The organism is Prochlorococcus sp. (assembly GCF_965655815.1).
GTDB classification, from domain to species: Bacteria; Cyanobacteriota; Cyanobacteriia; order PCC-6307; family Cyanobiaceae; genus Prochlorococcus_A; species Prochlorococcus_A pastoris.
Map to the genome: position 1 here is coordinate 387,845 of NZ_CBFHHZ010000001.1, position 20,556 is coordinate 408,400.

Genomic DNA, 20,556 nt, shown 5'->3' on the forward strand with positions numbered 1-20,556 from the left:
CAATTCTTTTATGTATTCTCTTGAAATAAGTCTAAGATATTCCCCCTTTCCCCTTTCAATTCAGAAGAAAGAGTATGAGGATATTAAAAGAATCTATGATGAAATCAAAGATTCTATGAATAGTGATAACCAAAACTCCTCTTTAATCGAATTAAGTTGTGAAAAAGTTCAGGATAAATTGATAACTGTTCTTGCTAAAGAAGTTATTTCTGTTCAGATATATGAAAAGTCAGCAGTTGCTGGTGGATCAAAAAGACCTGGATTTTCCTTAGATATTTAAAATGATCGAGATCGAGGATACTTTGCAAAATGGAGTACCTAATGTAACTTTCAAAAATGTAGGTTTTTCATGGCCAGGAAAAAATGACCATGTAATAAATAATTGTAATTTTTCTATTAATAAAACTGGGTTATGGATGATTGTTGGTAAAAATGGAAGCGGAAAGAGTACCTTGCTTAAGTTAATTAATGGACTTCTAAAACCAAGCAATGGAGTCATAAATAAATTAGCGAACATTGGGATGGTTTTTCAGAATCCTGATCATCAAATATTAATGCCAAACTGCAGGAGTGAACTTCTTCTGAATATTAATCAAAATTTAAGTAGAAAAGATATTTCTAATAAAATTGACATTGCTCTAAACAAGGTTGGATTAGCTGGATTTGATAAAAGGTCGATTCATACATTAAGTGGCGGTCAAAAACAACGTTTAACTATTGCATCTTCATTGATAAGTGATAAGAATTTCATTCTTATGGATGAGCCCACAGCGCTATTAGATAGTTCTAGTCAATTAGCCGTTTTAGAAATAATTAAAGGCCTTACAAAGAATAAAAGAAACCCATTCACTGCTTTATGGATTACTCATCGTTTAGAGGAATTAAGTTATGCAGATGCAGTTGCAGAGATGAAGAATGGAAATTTATCAGATTGGCAGAAACCATTTAACTTTCAATATAATTAAGGTTTACCCCTTGTCATAAGGTACATGTAAGAGTTAAATTTCTATATGTTCCTCGGTAGCTCAGCGGTAGAGCGATCGACTGTTAATCGATTGGTCGCAGGTTCGAATCCCGCCCGGGGAGTTTTATAACTCCTTTTAAGCAGGTATAGAGATCTACGGGTCTCTTTTTTATTTAAAATACAACTAACTAATGGGAAAAACTTTAAAAGCGCCTAATAACCTAATTTTAAAGAGTTAATCATCCCACATGTCTTGTTTACTCTGTTCGATATTATTTTTTTCAAGCAATTCTAATCTATGCTCTTTTGAATCTTCTTCAAAATTTTGTAAGTTTTCGTTGTTTGCAAATTTTTGTTGAATCTCCAAAATTATAATTTCAAATTGATCGCCATAAAATTTAGACATTTCCATCCATGCTTCCATTTCCTCCTCTTTTCCAATTGTGTCGTTTATCTGATGGCTAATTATTTCTAAAACAAATTCTTTTAACTCTTTATGGCTCATGCATTCAACTTTTTTTTGAATATAAAGTTCTTTTAGATGTTGTAACTGCTTTTTAGATAAATCGGTGTAAGTAATAGATTTCTTTTTCATTAATATTCAGTTTGTTTTTATAATAAAGTTAACAATTAGCATCTAAAAAAAATTTTCAGTCACAAATAATTTACATATTATTCTACGAAAAAAATTTAGTTTAAAAACAAAAGATTTAAATTGGTATAATAACAATCATCTGAATCTATTACTCTCATAGATATTGACATTCATGTTTTGATTCAAATTTAACTGCCGTTACTTGCCGATTTATATTGAATTATTAAGTAATTATTAAGCAAATCGAAAGAATTTATAAAATTTATATTTTCTTTTTAGTTGATATTTCCGTCTAATCCATTGAAGTAATTAGTTTTTTTATTGTAATAACTTATATAAGTCTTTAAATTAGGTCTGCAATAAATGCAAAATGTTGAGAGAATCGTTATACAAAATCTTAATCTCAGTTTAATAATCGGTCAGATATGAAAATTTCAATCCTATTGATAGAAGATGATCGTGATATGCGTGAATTAGTATCTGGTCATCTTGAGCATTCTGGTTTTGATGTTCAAAAAGCTGAAGATGGTATTAAAGGTCAAGCTTTAGCCCTTCAATATTCTCCTGACTTAATTCTTCTAGATTTAATGTTACCTAGCGTTGATGGTTTGACATTATGCCAAAGACTGCGGAGAGATGAAAGGACTTCAAATATTCCCATATTAATGATTACAGCTTTGGGTGGACTTAAAGATAAAGTTACTGGATTTAATTCAGGTGCTGATGATTACATCACAAAACCATTTGATTTAGAGGAATTATACGTTCGTATTAAAGCTTTATTGAGAAGAACTAATAGAGCACAATTGAATTCAACTAATCAACAAGAAATTTTAAATTATGGACCTCTTACTCTTGTTCCGGAAAGATTTGAAGCTATTTGGTTCGAATCTGCCGTGAGACTTACCCATTTAGAATTTGAGCTACTTCACTGTTTGCTGCAAAGACATGGTCAAACAGTCTCTCCAGCACTGATATTAAAGGAAGTATGGGGTTACGAACCTGACGATGATATTGAGACTATTAGAGTTCATGTAAGACACTTAAGAACAAAATTAGAACCTGACCCTCGCAAGCCAAAATATATAAAAACTGTTTATGGAGCGGGATATTGCCTTGAGTTACCTACGTTAGCTCAGGTTGATAATGGGATGCAAGAGTTTGCGGAATCTACAAATTAAAACTTAATCCAATGAGTAATTAAGTAACTTTACAAATCTTCAATTGCTATTTTTAATAAAGTAACTTCCCATGCTAGTCGTGGTTGTATAAAACCTTTAAGATGTACCTTCAAATCTTCTAGTTTTTTAAGGATGTTTTTGTTTCTAGTTTTTGCCCAACATTTTTGTTGTACAAAATTTATTAAAAACATTTGTTGATCAATATCTAGTTCTTCAGATATTAATTTTGTTATTTTTAGTATTTCTAAATTATCACTTAATGGAAAGTTCAAGTTTTCTTTAAGTGCATTTGGTAATTGGTTCCAAATTTTTATATCTTTCAGTATTTTTCCTGGAGAGCCATTTGCTGAATTAATAAAATATTCTAAATCTATTTCTTTATAAATATCAAAAACCGTAGAATCTAAATTATTTCTTATGAAAATCTCAAGCTGTTTATATGAAAAAGATTTAAATCTTATAAGTTGACATCTTGAGATAATAGTATCCAAAAGTAAGTTTAACCTAGAAGTTAAAAGAATAAATATACCGTTAGAGGGTTCTTCTAGTGTTTTTAAAAGACAATTAGATGCTGCTTCATTCATAAGGTGAGCATCATCAATTAATACAATTTTTCTACCTGATTCAATGGATTTTTGACCTAGAAAAGTCTTTAAATTTCTAATTTGCTCTATTCTTATTGTTTCTTTATTATTTTTTGAAGGTTCAGCTTCTGAACGATTTATAAGATTACCTTTAAAAAAATAGGTAGGCTCAATTAATAAGAAGTCAGGGTGGTTTTTATCTATGATTTTTTTTTTAATGTTTGAATTAGATGAATATTTATTAAAAATTTCCATAATAAATTTCATAGCGGTTTGTTTTTTTCCTATACCTTCCGGACCATAAAATATATAACCGTTGGAAAATGCTTTTCTCTTAAGTATGCTTTCTAGATTCTCATTAACTTCTTTATTAATTAAAAGATTCTCAGTTTTAAGATCAATCATTGTTTACTCGAGAAAACTTTTTTAGTAAGGTTTCTTTTATTTCATTAGTGATAGTATTTATATCCTGTACAGCAGATATTGTTGTCCAATTTTTTTCTTTTGCAATCAACTTAAAACCTTCATTAACTTTTTCTAGGAATTTTATACCTTCAGATTCTATCCTATCAGGAATAAACTTTTCCCTTCGTAATACACTTTCTTCTGCTGAAATTTCTAGAAAAATAGTCAGATCTGGGTATTCTCCTTGACAAACAATAGATTCGATATTTTTGATAATCTCAAGATTTATATTTCTACCATAACCTTGATAAGCAAGTGTAGAGTCACAAAATCTATCGCTAAGTACCCAGTCTTGATTTTCTAAAGCAGGTGATATGGTTTTGGAAATATGTTCTGCTCTATCAGCAGAATAAAGCAGTAATTCAGCCAGAGAAGAAGGTTTATTATCTTCATGATTGTCAAGTATTAAATTTCTAATTTTTTTACCTAATAAGCTTCCTCCAGGTTCTCTAGTTTTTACTAATTTTTGCTTTCCTCTCAAAAGACCACTAGTAGGGATCCATCTAGAAATTTCATCAATTTGGGTTGTTTTACCGCAACCATCAATTCCTTCAATAACAATAAATTTACCCCTCATTTATTCTAAAGATAAAGCATTTATTACAACGGTTATTGAACTAGTTGCCATCAATAATGCTGCGATTGATGGTGTAAGAAGAATGCCATATTTTGGAAATAGAATACCACCCGCTATGGGAATTGCAATCAAGTTGTATCCAAAAGCCCAGAATAGATTTTGTTTAATTTTTCCTATTGTTCTTTTTGCAAGACTAAGTGAATAAGGTAATCCAGATAACTGATCTCCCATTAAAACAACATCTGCATTCGCTTTCGCAATCTGGGTACCTGAACCAACTGCTATTCCTAAATTTGAAGCTGCCAAAGCAGGTGCATCATTTATTCCATCTCCAATCATTACAACTTTATTACTCTTCTTTAAATTTTCAATTATTTTTAATTTCATTTCTGGAAGAAGATCCCATTTTATTTCTGCTTCTGGAATATCTAATTTTTTTGCCAACTCGACTACAGTTTCTTTTCTATCTCCGCTTAAAATTTTTATTTGATAATTATTCTCTCTTAATTTTTGAACAGAATTAATAGAATCCTCTCTTAATAAATCACCTAATAAAATAAATCCGAGTAACTTTTTATTTATACATACTCCAATCACAGAATGGGATTTGTTTTCTTCAGTTTCCAATATTTCTTTTGATTTTCTGTCAATTATTACTCCTTTACTATTCAACCATTCAACACTTCCAATATTGATTTCCCCATCAATTGAATCAAGTTCCCCTGATATACCTCTACCAGATTCTGTATGGATGTTTTTAATTTTCAACAAGCCAAGGTTTTGTTTTTTGGCTTCATTAACTAATGCACTAGCTATGGGATGTCGGCTTTGACTTTCTAAACTTGCAGATATTTTTAATAGAAATAATTTATCAGCAGTATTTAAATAATCGATTATGAAAGGTTTACCTCTGGTCAATGTTCCTGTTTTATCAAAAATAATATGATTAATTTTTGATGCCATTTCAATTTTATCTCCTCCTTTAAATAAAACGCCTTTTTTTGCAGCTTTACCTGATGCAACTGTTATTACAGTGGGAGTGGCAAGACCTAAAGCGCAAGGACAAGCTATGACTAAAACAGCAATTGAGAGTTGAATGGCTAAAGTTAAAAAATTTTCAGCATTACTACCTAATGAATTATGTAACGTATGATTGGAGGTGGTTATCAAGTCATGATGATTGTTTATTAACAAATCTGGCCAAATTTGTTTTGCACCTTTCCACCAAAAAAAGAAGCTTGAAGTTGCAATAATTAGTACGAAGTATGTAAATTTCCCTGCAATCTTATCAGCAATTCTCTGAATTGGAGGTTTTTTAGATTGAACTGATTCAATAAGACTAACAAGTTTTGCTAGAGAAGTTTCTTCTCCCACTTTGATAACCTTTAGCCTTAAGGTGGAATTTAAATTTAATGAGCCATTAAGTAAATGTTCACCTGAGTACACATCTATAGGTTTAGATTCACCTGTAATATGAGAAACATCTACAGATGAATTTCCATTAATAACAATACAGTCAGCGGGTACACGATCTCCAGCTAATAATTGAATTTCATCTCCTATTTTTAAAGAATGTACTCTGACTGATTTGACTGTATTTGCTTCTATATAAATATTTGCCATTTCTGGTTGGAGATCTAGTAATTCTCCGATTGATGAACCAGTTTGATACCTTGCTCTTTCTTCTAAAAACCGTCCAATAAGAATAAACCCCAATAACATTACTGGTTCATTAAAAAAACAGGGAAAACCAGTCGAAGGAAATATTAATGATAATAGACTTGTTGTATAAGCACTACTTACTCCCAGAGCTACTAAAGAATCCATATCTGGTCGATTTTTAATAAGTGATTTGAATCCTTTGATTACAATTTCTCTTCCAGGAAAGAATAAAGCTAATGTGGCCAGTGCAGCATGAAAGAATAAATTTCCTAATATTGGTAAATTTAAAAAACCTCCTTCTGCTAAATGCCCTAAACCTGAAAACAATAAAAGTAAGAGTGCAAAATTAAGTTTTTTCCATTGATTAATCCATTTCTTTTTTTTTTCTAATTGAACTTTATTTACTTTTTTTGAAAAATCATTTATGTAAATCTTTGCTGGAAAACCGCTTTGCTTGAGGTTTTCTAAAACCTGATCAATGTTTGGAACTGTTTTATTAATTTCAAAATATGCACTTTTAGTAAGTAAGTTAACAGAAACATTTTGGACCCCATCCGAATTTTTTAATATATTTTCTACCGTGTTAACACAACCCCCACATTTCATCCCGGTAATATTTAATTGAATACTATTCATATTTTTGCGATGAAAGCATAGTAATGCTTGTTTGTATTAATTACTATAGTAATAAATGTTATAGACTTTTTAAATAGTTGATACTTTATTGACTAATTTAAATTTATTTTTTAAAAAAAAGTGCCTAATAATCAAAACAGAGACAATTTTATAGATAAAGCTTTTACTGTAATTGCTGAATCTATTGTAAAGATTATGCCTATTGCTGATAAAGAAAAAAAAGCTTACATATATTACAGAGATGGATTAGCTGCTCAAAATAATGGCGATTATTCAGAAGCTCTGGATTACTATAATGAAAGTCTATTACTAGAAGAAAATAAAATTGATAGAGGAGAAACTTTAAAGAACATGGCAATAATTTATATGAGTAATGGTGAGGAAGATAGATCTATAGAAACTTATCAAAAGGCCTTAGAAGAAAATCCAAAACAGCCATCTTGTCTTAAGAATATAGGTTTAATTTATGAAAAAAGAGGGAGGTTTGCTGAACAGAATGGTGATTTAGATCAAAGAGATATGTGGTACGACAAGGCTGCCCAAGTTTGGTCTAAGGCTGTAAGACTTTATCCTGGTGGATACTTAGATATTGAAAATTGGTTAAAAACTTCTGGAAGGAGTTCAATTGATATTTATCTCTAGATTTGTATAGATTTAGTCGTTCAATGCATGATTAATAGCTTCATTTATATTTGAAATTTCTTTAATTTGGATGAATTTTTGAAAACTATCTTTAATTTCACTAGTAATTTTAGGTACTAAAATATTTTTAATACCAAGCCTAACAGCCTCATCAATTTTGGCTCTAATATTACTTGCCTGCCTTACCTGACCGCTTAAACCTAATTCGCCAATAAATGCACAATTTATCAATGGTGGAATATTTTTTAAGCTTGATAAGATTGATATGGCAACTCCTAAATCTGAAGATGGGTCATTTATTTCAAAACCACCTCCTGTCGCTATATAGCAGTCATATTCTGATAATTTAATCCCAACATGTTTTTCAATCACTGCTAATATTTGATGTAATCTATTGATACTCATTCCAGTTGTTGTTCGTCTTGGGTTATTGTAGAAAGTCTTATTTACTAAAGCTTGAATATCAACTGCAAATGGTCTCGATCCTTCATTAGTGATAGTGGTTGTGACGCCGGCTATATTTTCTTTATTTGTGAATATTGAACTAGGGTTAATAACTTCTCTTAAACCATTTTCTAACATTTCAAAAATTCCAATTTCAAAAGTTGATCCAAATCTATTTTTTACACTTCTGAGTAATCTATGGGAGGCAATATTATCTCCTTCAAAATTGAGTACCACATCTACTAAATGTTCTAAAGTTTTTGGACCGGCAAGAGCTCCATCTTTCGTAACGTGACCTATTATCAAAAGCGCTATATTATTTTCTTTAGCAAGATTCTGAAGTTCAGATGAACAATTCCTTACTTGGGAAACAGATCCTGGAGAACTTTCCATCTCATCATTATTAATAGCTTGGATACTATCAATAATCGCAAAACCAGGTTTTATTTTTTTAATCTCTTCGATAATAGAAGATAAATTAGTTTCTGCATAAATTTTTAAATCGAGGCTGCTTTGATTTAATCTTTCCCATCTTATTTTTACTTGTTCTAAAGATTCTTCTGCAGTGATGTATAAAACTTTTTCATTAAGGGATATTTTCCCTGCTGATTGAAGCACTATTGTACTTTTACCAATTCCTGGTTCTCCTCCAAGTAAAACTATAGATCCCGGAACTATTCCACCACCTAGTACTCTGTCAAACTCTTTAAAACCACTAGTAAATCTTGATATATTACCTATTTCTATTTCATTAAACAGCTTAGATTTTTTATTTTTATTAACACTAGTTATTTTAGATCTAGTGTTTTTTCTTTCTTCAACGATGGTATTCCATTCATTACAATTTAAGCATCTTCCGAAGTATTGAGAAGTCTCAGATCCGCAATTTTGACAAATAAAAGTCGAAAATTTATTAGACATTTAATTTTTGATTAGATTGAGTAACTAAGATGTTTGGGATTTTGCCCCTCTACAAGTTAGATTGGGTAAAAGATAAATTCTCTTACTGATTAGCTAATAGAAACAAATGGCTGTATCTAGTCAAACAAAAGAAACAATACTTGTCGCAGATGACGAGGCAAGCATTAGAAGAATTCTCGAGACTCGTCTCTCAATGATTGGTTACAAAGTGGTAACTGCTTGTGATGGTAAAGAAGCACTAAAATTGTTCAAAGATTATGATCCTGACTTGGTTGTACTTGATGTAATGATGCCAAAATTAGATGGATATGGAGTGTGTCAAGAATTAAGAAAAGACTCAGACGTACCTATCGTAATGCTTACCGCATTAGGGGATGTAGCAGATAGAATTACAGGATTAGAATTAGGCGCTGATGATTATGTGGTTAAACCCTTTAGTCCAAAAGAATTAGAAGCTAGGATTAGGTGTGTATTAAGACGAATAGATAAAGAGCAACTTCCTGGAATGCCAAATTCAGGTTTAATTTTGGTTACAGATATTAAAATTGATACAAATCGAAGACAAGTTTTTAAAAGTGATGAAAGAATCAGGTTAACAGGCATGGAATTTAGTCTTTTAGAACTTTTAGTCAGTCGATCAGGAGAACCATTTAGTCGAGGAGAGATTTTGAAAGAAGTTTGGGGCTACACACCTGAAAGACATGTAGATACGAGAGTAGTTGACGTTCATATATCTAGATTAAGATCGAAATTGGAGGCTGATCCTGCAAATCCTGAATTAATTCTTACAGCAAGAGGTACAGGATATCTGTTTCAGAGGATAGTTGATATATCTCCATTTGACGGTAAATAGATGGAAAAAGATTCTTCTATTAAAAAGTCTAGAGCTATAAGAAGATTAGTTATTTGGTATAAAAGAAATTCTGCCGTGACTTCAATAGTTGATACTGCGGCTAATTCTGCTGTCACTGCAAGTAATGTTGCAGGAAACGTGGTTTCTGGTGCTGGTTCTGTTGTAAGTACTGCAAGTAATGTCGCGGGTAATGTAGCAGGTAATGTAGTTTCTAGTGCTGAATCAGTTGTTAACACTGCTAGTAATGTAGTTTCTAGTGCTAGTTCAATTGCAAAAAATACACTGCAGCCATTAGTTTTTGACCCTTTAAAAAGGTTACAAAATAGTGATAATTTAATAAGTAAAGAAGAGGTACCAAATTCTGAGAGGATTTGGATCGCAGTTGATGGTATGGGGGGAGATTATGCACCTGTGCCCATTTTGGAAGGCTGTCTCGATGCTATCAGTAGATTTCCTATAAATATAAAGTTTGTAGGCAAAATTGAAAAAGTTAGATATGAAGCAGAAAGAGTTGGTCTAATAGATTTGTTAGAAAAAGAAATTGATAATAATCGTCTTGAATTAATAGATAGTGGAGATCCTATAGGGATGAATGAAGAAGCAACGGCAGTACGAAAAAGAAAAGATGCGAGTATAAATGTTGCTATGGATTTGGTTAAAACTAATAAGGCAAAAGCTGTTTATTCGGCAGGTAACTCAGGAGCTCTTATGGCCTCTGCAATATTTAGGATAGGGAGATTGAAAGGAATCGAACGACCTGCAATAGGAGCGTTATTCCCAACTAGAGATCAAACTCGACCTGTATTAGTTCTTGATGTCGGAGCAAATACTGATTGTAAGCCCTCTTATCTTCATCAATTTGCACTTCTTGGTGATGTTTATGCCAAAGATGTTTTACAAATAGAAAAACCACGAATTGGCTTATTAAATATTGGCGAAGAAGAATGTAAAGGGAATGATTTATCTATAAAAACATTTGAATTACTATCAAATGAAAAAAGTTTTAATTTTGGGGGTAATTGTGAAGGAAGAGATGTTTTATCTGGTGATTTTGATGTGGTCGTTTGCGATGGTTTTACAGGAAATATATTACTTAAATTTCTTGAGTCAGTTGGAGGGGTTCTATTAGATATTTTAAGATCCGAACTGCCTAGAGGAAGAAGGGGGAAGGTTGGTTCTGCATTTTTAAAAAGTAATTTACTAAGAATTAAGAAAAGGTTAGATCATGCTGAACATGGAGGAGCATTATTGCTTGGGGTAAATGGTATTTGTGTAATTGGCCATGGTAGTAGTAAGTCTTTATCAGTAGTAAGTGCTCTGCGTTTGGCTCACTCTGCTGTAAATCATAATGTTATGGAAAATTTAAATCAACTTCAAAAGCTTCAAGTTTTAAATTCTTAAAACATATTTTGTCAGATTTATGTTTGACTTATATAAGTAAATAGATAACTCTTTTGGAAGGAATAAATTTAAATCAAATTGGAGTCTCATTTAAAGGAAGTGGAAGTTACGTACCAAATCAAATCCTTACGAATCAGGAAATTAGTAAGAAGGTAGAGACTAGTGATGAATGGATAAAATCTAGAACAGGTATTTCTCAGAGAAGAATTTCTGGATTATCAGAAAATGTTAGCGAAATGGGTTATAAGGCAGCATTGGGAGCAATTGAGATGGCTAGATGGGATATTGAAACAATTGATCTAATAATATTAGCTACATCAACTCCAAATGATCTATTTGGTTCTGCTCCTGAAATTCAGTCAAAACTAGGCGCAATTAATGCTGTTGCTTTTGATTTGACAGCTGCTTGCAGTGGTTTCTTATTTGCTGCAATAACAGCTACTCAATTTTTAAAAGCAGGTAGTTATAAAAGAGCTGTAGTAATAGGCTCAGATCAACTTTCAAGTTATGTAGATTGGAATGATAGAAGAAGTTGCATCTTATTCGGGGATGGAGCGGGTGCATTAGCAATCGAAGGAACAAATGAAGTAGATAATTTAATTGGCTTTAGTATGAGGACAGATGGTCAAAGAGGTTCTTTCTTAAATCTTCCATCTCAAAATAATCAAGATCTAATTATTGATGATATTAATTTTTCAAGTGGGGGGTTTTCCTCAATTAAGATGAATGGACAAGAAGTATATAAATTTGCGGTTAGAGAGGTACCATTAATTATTGATAATTTATTTAAAAAAACAAATTTCAATTCTGAGAAAATTAATTGGCTTTTATTACATCAAGCAAATCAAAGAATATTAGATTCTGTTGGAGAAAGGCTAAATGTTTCATCAGAAAAGATTCTCAGTAATTTAAGTAACTACGGAAACACTTCAGCGGCAACAATTCCTTTAATGCTAGATGAGGCTATAAGAAATAAGAAAATTAAAGAAAATGATATTATTGCCACAAGTGGTTTTGGTGCTGGGTTAAGTTGGGGTGCAGCCCTTATTCGATGGGGTTAAATAAAAGTTTTATTATGACAGTCGCATGGGTATTCCCTGGTCAGGGTTCACAAAAAATTGGTATGGCAAATAAAGTTATAGATTTGCCAAATGCAAAATTTAGGTTTAATTATGCCTCCGAAGTATTCGAGAGAAATTTATTTGAAATTTGTGAACTAAATTCTGATAAGAAAAATCTTTCTGATGATTTAAATAATACAAAGAACACTCAAATTTGTCTTTTTCTAGTGGAATCAGTATTATTAGACTCTTTAAAAGAAAATGGCTATAAACCAACCTATATTGCTGGACATAGTTTAGGTGAAATTACGGCTTTATATTGTGCTGATGTTTTGTCTTTTGAAGATTGTGTACAACTTATAAAAGTTAGATCTGAATTAATGGCAGATGCCGCAAAGGGATCTATGGCAGCATTAATAAGTTTTGATAGAGATCAATTAGATTTACTGGTAGAAGAGATTGACGATCTTGTAATAGCGAATGACAATAGCTCTTCTCAAGTTGTTCTATCAGGAAGTGAAAAAGCTTTAGATAATATTTCAAAACGAATTAAAGCAAAAAGATTCCTTAAATTAAATGTTTCGGGTGCTTTTCATTCACCATTCATGAAAGAATCATCATTTCAATTTTCAAAATATTTAGATACTTTAGAATTTAATAAGCCTTCTATGCCCGTTATAAGTAATTCTCATCCATCACTATGTAATGATCCAAATGATCTTAAGGTTAGGTTTAAAAATCAAATGTGTAATGGTGTTAAATGGCGTCAAACTATGGATTTAATGAAAGAAAATAGTATTATTCAAATGGTGGAAATTGGCCCATCTAATGTCCTTGGTGGTCTAGGTAAAAGGCATTTAAAGGATGTAAAAATTTCTCAAGTATCTTCTTCAGATCAAATTAAATATTGATTTAATGAAAAGTTATTTTTATCAAAAATTAATTTATAAATTGGTAAGTCAAATAATTATTTTACCGATTTATAAATTGATATTTCGAGGCAAGTTAATTGGGAGAGAAAACATTCCTCAGAAAGGTTCTTTCATAATGGTTTCTAATCACGGTTCCCTACTTGATCCTCCTTTACTAGGTCATGCTATTGGTCGGAATATATCTTTTATGGCCAAGTCAGAACTTTTTAGAATCCCCTTACTTGGGTTTATAATCAAATCATGTGGAGCTTATCCTGTAAAGAGAGGCATAGTAGATAAAACGACTATTAAAACTGCATGTGAAAAATTATTAAATAATAATAGTATTGGTATATTTATTGATGGTACTCGACAAAAAGATGGTCGTGTAAATAAGCCAAAACAAGGAGCAGCTCTTTTATCTTTTAAAAATCAAAAAATTTTATTACCAGTTGCAATTATTAATTCAAATAGATTAGTTAGATTAAAGTTTTTTATTCCATTTTTCACAAAAATAGTTATTAAAGTTGGGAAACCGATTAATCCCCCTAAAGGCGCATCAAAAGATGATTTAGCTAAAGTAACATATCATTTGCAGGAGTCTATAAATAATATGCTTGAATGAATGATCAGTTAATTGGGGATATTGGATATAATGGCAAAACTTTTTCCCAACTATTAGAACTTGAATGTTGTGAATTTTTATTAGATAAATTCAATAGTTCTTTTAAATCTTCTATGTCAGAATATTCAGCTTGATAAGAAGACTCTGTATCTGCTAATTCTTCAAAAATTTTAGGAATAATTTTTTCTTTGATAGTTATGTTTTTGTTTGGTTTTTCAGAAATGCATATTTCATATTTTCCTGCAATATATCCTCTTCTTTTTAATTTTTTGAAAATCCAAAATGAATTTTTATCGTAATAGATATTATTTTGCGTGGCAATTCTTTTTGCCATCAATTCAAAAGAACTAAAACTATCTAATGAGCAATTTATTTGCTGAGCGAGAGTTCTCGCCAATACTATTATTTGTCTGGAAGCGTTAAAGTTTGATGGTCCAATACTGACAGATATTTTATTAATTCTTTTTAAATTTTCTTTTGTAATAAAATTTGAAAAATCAACTATTAAATTATTACATAAATCTTTCTCAAATTTTTTTGTAAAAAAGTTTTCAGATAAAGAGTTTTTATTTTCTCTGTAAGCGAAGCCAAAAGAGTCATCAGTACTGTGAATTGCTAAGGTTAATTTATTATGGTTTGTTAATTTGTAAGGCATTTACCTTTAAATAGGTAACTCTAAACCTGGCCTACATTTAGACCACTTACCAGATTCTTCTGAAAAACTTGCACAAGATTGTACATCCCAGTCAATTTTAGAATCGCCATTTAAATCTTTGATTATACTTACGTGAATGTAAGGTTTTATTGGTTTAAAATTAGGAATATCACAAATATGCTCAACACCATGATTTTTTTCAACATCATGATATGTAATACATCTATCAACTAATTTACAGTTAATGCAAATGCACATAATCAAGAAAGAAGATCTTAAAAATCATATTTTCATTGATCATACACTAATAATTAATGAAATAGAAAGAAGTATAAAATTTTATAATTGGGATTTTATTTTGTCTTCTTTACCTTCTGGATCTTTTTTAGTAGGTGGATATATAAGAGATTTAATTTTAGGAAGATTAAATTATGTAATTGATGTTGATATTTTAGTTCCAAAAAATGCAATTAATGTGGGTAAAAAAATTGCAGATAAATTTGAAGGTAAATTTATTATTCTTGATGAGGCAAGAGATGTAGTAAGAATTATTTTTAAACATATCTCAATTGATATCGCTTCTCAAATTTCTCCTTCTATTGATATTGATTTATTAAGTCGAGATTTTTCTATTAATGCTATTGCTTTTTCTTTTGAAGAAAAACTTCTCATTGATCCATCAAATGGAATTAAAGATCTACAACTTGCTTTTTTGAGAACTAATTCAAAGCAGAACCTATTGGATGATCCATTAAGAATCTTAAGATGCTTTCGTTTTATTTCTGAATTAGATTTTAATGTTGATGTAACTTTAATAGATTTTATTAAAACTTATAAAAATCAATTAAGACTTGTTGCTAATGAAAGAATTAATTATGAAATACAGCGAATAATAAGGGGAAAAAAAGCATCGCAGGCGATAATCTTAATTAATAAATTTAAAATTTTTGATTATATACAGTCAGAAAAAAATTTGATATTTCTTGATTTAGAAAAAATTAATTTTGAAGAATTTAATAAATTTGAAAAGGAAAAATTTTTACCCTTATTTTATCTTGTTCAAATTTTAGACGAATTTTCTTTGAAAAATTTAAAATTTAGCAAATCTGAAATTTCAAAAATTAGGCTATTAAGAAAATGGAATCTTTTATTGAAGGTGCAAAATATTTATGAATTTAATGAGAGAGAAAGATTTGATTTACATCAAGAATTAGAAACTATTCTTCCATCTTTTATTCTTTTTTTGCCAAAATCATTTTATATAAATTGGCTCACTAGATGGCGAGATAAAGATGATAAATTATTTCATCCGTCGAATTTAATTAAAGGAAACGTTTTAAAAAAATATTTAAAAATCCAAGATGGACCTACCTTAGGAAAGGTTATTAATTATCTTTCTATGGAGCTTGCATATAATAGATTGAACAATTTTGATGAAGCTATATATAAAGGAAAGCAATGGATTCAACAAAATGCGCCAAAATGTGATTAAATACACATAGCTTAGTTTTTGTTTAAAGTTCAGACTTCAAATTATTTTTTAAAAATTTATGAGCATTCGTATTTACATTGGCAATTTACCACAAGTATTTAATCCAAAAGAATTTGATAGTTTTTTAAAATCAGTAACTGATTCTATTAGATTTAAAGCTGTTTTAGATAAAGAAACAAAAGAATGTAGAGGATTTGGTTTTGCTACAACAAATAATGAAAACAATGCAAATTTAATAATCGAAAAGCTTAATGGTTTTGAATTTAATGGCTCCAAATTGAGAGTTGAACTTTCAGAAAAGAAAGATTCTTCCTCACACAAGAGAAATAGTTTGGGCTCTATTAAAAATAAAAAGAGGAAAGATTTTAAGAAGATTGTTCATAGTGATGCCCCTAATCTTGAAGCCCCAGATCCAAGATGGGCTGGCGAACTTTCAAAATTAAAAGATTTGTTGGCTAATCAGAAAGCCCCTGCTTAGCTATTTGATCCTTGAGATTAAATAGGATATTGGTATTTCAAACGCTTTTACTGAATTCTTTACAAAAGCTCTATTATTAAATACATCATAATCTAATCTTTCAATAGAATCTAATATTCCTCTGTAAAGGCGTAAAGATGTCCAGACAGGCCATCTTGCATCTGCGGATAACCACTTAATACCATCTTCAGATTTTTTAAACCAATCCCTAGCTCTTATTAATTGGAAATTCATAAGCATCTTCCACTGATTATTTATTACTCCTTTTAATAACTCTTCTTCAGAATAATTAAATTTATTCATGTCATCTTGGGGCAAATATATTCGACCTCTTTGTCTATCTTCTCCAACATCTCTTAAAATGTTAGTAAGTTGATTTGCTATTCCTAGAGCTATAGCTGCTTCTGAGGAGTCAGGCATGTTGCTCCAGGGGGCTGATGTATAAGCACTGTCTATGCCCATTACATTCTGAGTCATTAATCCCACTGTCCCTGCGACGCGATAACAGTAAAGCTGTAATTCAGAAAAACTTTTGTATCTAAATTTTTCAAGATCCATTCTCTGACCCTCAATCATATCTAAATATGGTTCTATATTCTGTGGAAATTTTTCTATAGTATCGAAAAGAACAGCATCTAATTCTGTTTGTATTTTTCCTTTGAAAACATTTCTTGTGTTTTCTTCCCATTCATTTAAATTATCGGAAAGTTCTTCAGTTGTCTTGGTTGAAGCTTCAATGCTATCCATTATTTCATCAGTTCTCCTGCACCAAACGTAAATCGCCCAAATCGCTTTTCTTTTTTCGTACGGTAATAAAAGTGTTCCTAAATAAAAAGTTTTAGCCCATTTTTGAGTTTCTTTTTGGCATATTTCATATGCTTTATTAAGTTGGGGTAATGAATTTTTCAAAAAAGGTTTTATTTTTGAGGTTTAATTTATTTTAGATGTTTCTCGTGAAACATTATTTGATGTTTTGGAATATTCTTTATTGATTGTTTCTGCGCATAATTTACCACTTAAAACAGCTCCCTCCATAGAAGCAAGATATTTTTGCATTGTATAGTCACCTGCTAAAAAAAAGTTTTTTATTGGAGATCTTTGACTAGGTCTGAATTCTTGACATCCAGGGACTGCTTTATATACAGATCTGGGTGTTTTTACAACTTTAAACTTTCTTAGTTTAGTTTTGTCATCCCCAATAAAATGAGTTGGAAATAACTTTTTGAGTTCTTCCATTGTTGCATCGACTATATCTTGATCACTTCTATTAATCCATTCTTTTGCAGGAGCAAAAACTAATTCAAGCATTGATCTATTTGGATCCTCATATTCCTTACAAGTAATACTCATATCTGCATAAACACTCAGAAGCGGAGATCTACTAAATAATAAGTGATCAATATCCGTTAATTTTTTATCAAACCATAGATGAATATTAATTACAGGTACTCCAATTAAACCATCTAGTTTTGAGAATGCATTTATACCTTTCCATTGGTCCGGAATTAATAGTTTAAAAAGATCTACAGGCATTGCACTAACGTAGGCATCTGCTGTAATCACTTTTTTCTTTTCATCTGAGTCTAAAGGGGCAATTGTAAAACTTTTTACAGTGCTATCCTCATTTAGGTCTATTTTTCTTACAGGACTATTCATATGAACCTCGCCTCCTCTCTCTGTAATATAATCAACCATTGGTTGGCAAAGTCTTTCTGGTGGAGCCCCATCAAGGAAAGCCATTTTTGAACCGTTTTTTTCTTGTAAAAATCTATTAAGTGCTGTTAATAAAACTGTTGATGAGATTTCATCAGGTCCAATAAAATTAAGCGCTTTACTCATGGCGATAAATACTTCATCATTAACTCTCTCAGGAATATTGTGTTCTTTTAACCATTCTGTCCATGATTTTGAATCACATTTATCAAGATATTTCTGGCCTCTCAACATTGCAGGAACTAAACCTAAGCCAAATAAAATCTTTTCATTCCATGAAAGCATGTCATTGTTACTGAGAATTGCTGTTACTCCATTTGCAGGGGCAGGTATGTCAGGGAAATCAAATCTACTGTAAGTACCAGGCTCAGAAGGTTGATTGAAAATCATTGAATGACTTTTCCATTGAAGTCTGTCTTCTATGTTTAATTCTTTGAAAAGTTGGAGCATATTTGGATAAGCACCAAAAAATATGTGTAAACCTGTCTCATACCAATCGCCATCTTCGTCTTTCCAAGCAGCGACCTTACCGCCAAGTACATCTCTGGCTTCTAAAACTATGGGTATGTGGCCATTATCAACAAGATATTTAGCGCAAGATAAACCTGCTAAACCTGCACCTGCAATTACAACACGCATTATAAAATCAAAAAAATAGTTAACACTTACTAAGAAGCTATCCTAAAGTTAAGACATAAATGTTTTTTTTGTTGATTATTTTTCAGAATTATGGAAAAAATGCTTTTAAAGTCAACCACTAGGCATGTAAGAATTTTTACTGCTGATGTGGTTAATAACGATTTAGTATTCCATCCTAATAAATTAACTCTCGACTTAGATCCTGATAATGAATTCATTTGGAATGAAGACTCTTTAAAACAAGTAAATCAAAAATTTACTGAACTTGTTCAAGAAAGAGCCGGAAAAAATTTAGATGACTATGAACTTCGTAAAATAGGATCAGAAGTTGAAGGTTTAATCAAATATTTGCTTCAAAATGGATTACTAAGCTATAACCCCGAATGTAGAGTCATGAATTATTCAATGGGTTTACCTAAGACTAAAGAAGTACTGTGAATAAATATCCTAATAGAGGTCCAAGAAGAGACCCTGGCAAAAATTCTTACTCCTCAAGAGATCGCGATAACTATACACAGCGGGATAGACGAATATCACCTTCTAACTCTGGACAAAAAAATAATTTCAGCACCGGAACGATTGCTGTACTTGCTGGCGTTTTGATACTAGGGGTAGGTATAGGGAGCGCCATTACCAGTACAACAGATGGAGGGCAAGGTAATATTGCTAGTCAACAGCAATTAGATATGGCCGTTCCAGACCCTGAATTTTGTAGGCAATGGGGAGCAAGTGCTTTTGTGATTGATGTAGAAATGTATACAACACTTAATCCTTCAACTAGTTTCGTAACACAACCGGCACTGCAACCTGGCTGCGTTATTCGAAGGGAAAATTGGACAGTTTTACAAAAACAAGGAGCTATAAGTAATGAGGATGTTAGAGAATGTAAGCAAAGAATGAATACTTTTGCTTACATAGGTTCAATAAGAGATAAGCCTATTGTTAAGTGTGTTTATCAGACTGATGTAAATGAGAACAAATTTATTATCAAAGGAGATGGACAAGCTGAAGATGGAGGGGTGGGAATCAATAAGGAAGCTATTCAATTTTAGATTGAGTTAGCTTGCCTTAATGGGCTTTCAGAGCTTGCAAATTGAGGCAATATATATTTTTTAAAAACTTCTGATGCTCTAGATGTGTATCTTGATGGATTTGTAATTAATTTCAACTCCCTTTTTACCTCTAAATCAGCTAGATGGGGTTTGTGAATTGACCCACCTGCTAATTCTCTCTCAATAGAAACAACAGGTAAAAAAGAAACACCAAGACCAGATTGAACTGCATTTTTAATTGCTTCAAGAGAATTTAACTCCATTTCTATTTTTAATCTTTGAATATCAAGACCAGAATCCTTTAAAAGTTTATCAACAACTTTTCTGGTTGTTGATTGAGAATCTAATGTGACGAAATTTAGTTTGTATAAATCTTCTTTCATCAGTTCTTTCTTTTTTGCAAGTGGGTGTTTTGGTGGTAATACAAGAGCTAATTCATCAGTCGCATATGGAATTACTTGTAACAAGTTTTCTAGATCGCTTGGTAATTGACCTCCAATTATTGCTAAATCAATTTGACCATTTGCAACGCTCCAACCTGTTCTTCTAGTACTGTGAACTTGTAGTTGGACAGATACATCAGGATATTTTTGACGAAAAAGCCCTATCATTCTTGGCATTAAGTAGGTACCGGTAGTTTGACTAGCTCCAATTATGAGTGTTCCGCCTTTTAAACTATTTAAGTCTTCAATAGCTTTGCAAGCCTCATCACATTGATTGAGTATTCTTTCGCAATATTCAAGTAAAAGCTTACCTCCTTCAGTTAAAAGTGCTTTTCTACCACCTCTATCAAAAATTGTTATTTCAAGTTGTTTTTCTAAATTTTGAATTTGCAAACTGACAGCTGGTTGAGTCACATAAAGTAAATCAGCAGCCTTTTTAAAACTTCCTTGAGCTGCAATAGCTTTTAATATTCTTAATTGGTCAAGAGTAAACGGTAATTCTGGCATTATTTTTATGCCTACAATTTAACTTTAATTCTAATACCTAAGGGTATTATTGTTA

At 31.2% G+C, this 20,556-nt stretch carries 23 protein-coding genes and 1 tRNA gene; 14 read left to right on the top strand and 10 right to left on the bottom strand.

The window, feature by feature from the left end:
- The first annotated feature begins 10 nt into the window (after positions 1–10).
- The 3 genes from ACTF45_RS02005 to ACTF45_RS02015 all read left to right on the top strand — a co-directional run bounded on the left by ACTF45_RS02005 (position 11) and on the right by ACTF45_RS02015 (position 1,086).
- Positions 11–280: a hypothetical protein gene (locus ACTF45_RS02005; RefSeq protein WP_288346406.1), complete on the top strand. Its 270-nt coding sequence runs from the start codon at positions 11–13 to the stop codon at positions 278–280.
- A 1-nt stretch (position 281) separates the two neighbouring features.
- Complete coding sequence (locus ACTF45_RS02010; RefSeq protein WP_438949252.1) at positions 282–965, top strand: ABC transporter ATP-binding protein; 684 nt, start codon at positions 282–284, stop codon at positions 963–965.
- A gap of 49 nt (positions 966–1,014) precedes the next feature.
- A tRNA-Asn gene (locus ACTF45_RS02015) sits at positions 1,015–1,086 on the top strand.
- A gap of 113 nt (positions 1,087–1,199) precedes the next feature.
- Here ACTF45_RS02015 and ACTF45_RS02020 read toward each other — a convergent pair.
- The gene (locus ACTF45_RS02020; RefSeq protein ID WP_288346408.1) at positions 1,200–1,559 is read right to left on the bottom strand and encodes a DUF7326 family protein; all 360 of its coding nucleotides are present in this window, start codon (positions 1,557–1,559) and stop codon (positions 1,200–1,202) included.
- Between the two features lie 425 nt (positions 1,560–1,984).
- Between ACTF45_RS02020 and ACTF45_RS02025 the strand changes: the two genes are divergently transcribed.
- Entirely contained in the window at positions 1,985–2,740 is a 756-nt protein-coding gene (locus ACTF45_RS02025) for a response regulator transcription factor (protein WP_288346409.1), read from the top strand.
- A gap of 29 nt (positions 2,741–2,769) precedes the next feature.
- Here the strand turns inward: ACTF45_RS02025 and ACTF45_RS02030 are convergent, their stop codons facing one another.
- Genes ACTF45_RS02030 through ACTF45_RS02040 form a run of 3 tightly spaced genes read right to left on the bottom strand, consistent with a single transcriptional unit; the run spans position 2,770 to position 6,664 of the window.
- The gene (locus ACTF45_RS02030; RefSeq protein WP_288346410.1) at positions 2,770–3,729 is read right to left on the bottom strand and encodes a DNA polymerase III subunit delta'; all 960 of its coding nucleotides are present in this window, start codon (positions 3,727–3,729) and stop codon (positions 2,770–2,772) included.
- Positions 3,722–4,366, bottom strand: coding sequence for a dTMP kinase (tmk, locus tag ACTF45_RS02035; RefSeq protein WP_288346411.1), 645 nt, complete (start codon positions 4,364–4,366; stop codon positions 3,722–3,724). Before tmk ends, ACTF45_RS02030 begins: the two co-directional genes overlap by 8 nt.
- Positions 4,367–6,664 (bottom strand): heavy metal translocating P-type ATPase, encoded by a 2,298-nt coding sequence (locus tag ACTF45_RS02040; RefSeq protein WP_438949253.1) that lies wholly within the window; start codon positions 6,662–6,664, stop codon positions 4,367–4,369.
- A 120-nt stretch (positions 6,665–6,784) separates the two neighbouring features.
- On the opposite strand from ACTF45_RS02040, the gene ACTF45_RS02045 reads away from it, so the two are divergent.
- Positions 6,785–7,306, top strand: a complete 522-nt coding sequence (locus ACTF45_RS02045; RefSeq protein WP_288346413.1) for a photosystem I assembly protein Ycf3 — start codon at positions 6,785–6,787, stop codon at positions 7,304–7,306.
- Positions 7,307–7,318: 12 nt separating this feature from the next.
- Here the strand turns inward: ACTF45_RS02045 and radA are convergent, their stop codons facing one another.
- Positions 7,319–8,671 carry a DNA repair protein RadA gene (gene radA / locus ACTF45_RS02050; RefSeq protein ID WP_288346414.1) on the bottom strand — a complete coding sequence of 451 codons (1,353 nt, stop codon included), beginning with the start codon at positions 8,669–8,671 and terminating at the stop codon, positions 7,319–7,321.
- Between the two features lie 106 nt (positions 8,672–8,777).
- Between radA and rpaB the strand changes: the two genes are divergently transcribed.
- Genes rpaB through ACTF45_RS02075 form a run of 5 tightly spaced genes read left to right on the top strand, consistent with a single transcriptional unit; the run spans position 8,778 to position 13,522 of the window.
- A complete protein-coding gene (gene rpaB / locus ACTF45_RS02055) occupies positions 8,778–9,524 on the top strand; it encodes a response regulator transcription factor RpaB (protein ID WP_011131773.1) in 747 nt (248 codons plus the stop codon).
- On the top strand, positions 9,525–10,925 hold the full coding sequence (gene plsX / locus ACTF45_RS02060; RefSeq protein WP_288346415.1) for a phosphate acyltransferase PlsX: 1,401 nt from the start codon (positions 9,525–9,527) through the stop codon (positions 10,923–10,925).
- 53 nt (positions 10,926–10,978) lie between these two features.
- Positions 10,979–11,986 (top strand): beta-ketoacyl-ACP synthase III, encoded by a 1,008-nt coding sequence (locus tag ACTF45_RS02065; protein ID WP_288346416.1) that lies wholly within the window; start codon positions 10,979–10,981, stop codon positions 11,984–11,986.
- A gap of 14 nt (positions 11,987–12,000) precedes the next feature.
- On the top strand, positions 12,001–12,897 hold the full coding sequence (gene fabD / locus ACTF45_RS02070) for an ACP S-malonyltransferase (RefSeq protein ID WP_288346471.1): 897 nt from the start codon (positions 12,001–12,003) through the stop codon (positions 12,895–12,897).
- A 4-nt stretch (positions 12,898–12,901) separates the two neighbouring features.
- A complete protein-coding gene (locus ACTF45_RS02075; protein ID WP_438949254.1) occupies positions 12,902–13,522 on the top strand; it encodes a lysophospholipid acyltransferase family protein in 621 nt (206 codons plus the stop codon).
- A gap of 4 nt (positions 13,523–13,526) precedes the next feature.
- Here ACTF45_RS02075 and ACTF45_RS02080 read toward each other — a convergent pair whose 3' ends face one another.
- Positions 13,527–14,177 (bottom strand): molecular chaperone, encoded by a 651-nt coding sequence (locus ACTF45_RS02080; protein WP_438949255.1) that lies wholly within the window; start codon positions 14,175–14,177, stop codon positions 13,527–13,529.
- A gap of 6 nt (positions 14,178–14,183) precedes the next feature.
- Positions 14,184–14,435 carry a Ycf34 family protein gene (locus ACTF45_RS02085; protein ID WP_438949256.1) on the bottom strand — a complete coding sequence of 84 codons (252 nt, stop codon included), beginning with the start codon at positions 14,433–14,435 and terminating at the stop codon, positions 14,184–14,186.
- On the opposite strand from ACTF45_RS02085, the gene ACTF45_RS02090 reads away from it, so the two are divergent.
- The gene (locus ACTF45_RS02090; RefSeq protein WP_438949257.1) at positions 14,422–15,669 is read left to right on the top strand and encodes a CCA tRNA nucleotidyltransferase; all 1,248 of its coding nucleotides are present in this window, start codon (positions 14,422–14,424) and stop codon (positions 15,667–15,669) included. The genes ACTF45_RS02085 and ACTF45_RS02090 overlap by 14 nt on opposite strands.
- Before the next feature lie 58 nt (positions 15,670–15,727).
- Positions 15,728–16,147, top strand: coding sequence for an RNA-binding protein (locus ACTF45_RS02095; RefSeq protein WP_288346421.1), 420 nt, complete (start codon positions 15,728–15,730; stop codon positions 16,145–16,147).
- Here the strand turns inward: ACTF45_RS02095 and ACTF45_RS02100 are convergent, their stop codons facing one another.
- Both ACTF45_RS02100 and pds read right to left on the bottom strand, forming a co-directional pair.
- Positions 16,148–17,056, bottom strand: a complete 909-nt coding sequence (locus ACTF45_RS02100; protein ID WP_288346422.1) for a phytoene synthase — start codon at positions 17,054–17,056, stop codon at positions 16,148–16,150. It abuts the gene before it with no gap.
- A 21-nt stretch (positions 17,057–17,077) separates the two neighbouring features.
- Complete coding sequence (pds, locus tag ACTF45_RS02105; protein ID WP_438949258.1) at positions 17,078–18,499, bottom strand: 15-cis-phytoene desaturase; 1,422 nt, start codon at positions 18,497–18,499, stop codon at positions 17,078–17,080.
- Positions 18,500–18,589: 90 nt separating this feature from the next.
- Here pds and ndhM point away from each other — a divergent pair, with 90 nt between their 5' ends.
- Positions 18,590–18,937, top strand: a complete 348-nt coding sequence (gene ndhM / locus ACTF45_RS02110; RefSeq protein WP_438949259.1) for an NAD(P)H-quinone oxidoreductase subunit M — start codon at positions 18,590–18,592, stop codon at positions 18,935–18,937.
- Positions 18,934–19,551 carry a DUF3172 domain-containing protein gene (locus ACTF45_RS02115; protein WP_288346425.1) on the top strand — a complete coding sequence of 206 codons (618 nt, stop codon included), beginning with the start codon at positions 18,934–18,936 and terminating at the stop codon, positions 19,549–19,551. Before ndhM ends, ACTF45_RS02115 begins: the two co-directional genes overlap by 4 nt.
- Here the strand turns inward: ACTF45_RS02115 and ACTF45_RS02120 are convergent.
- Entirely contained in the window at positions 19,548–20,501 is a 954-nt protein-coding gene (locus ACTF45_RS02120) for a LysR family transcriptional regulator (RefSeq protein ID WP_288346426.1), read from the bottom strand. The genes ACTF45_RS02115 and ACTF45_RS02120 overlap by 4 nt on opposite strands.
- Positions 20,502–20,556 lie beyond the last annotated feature (55 nt).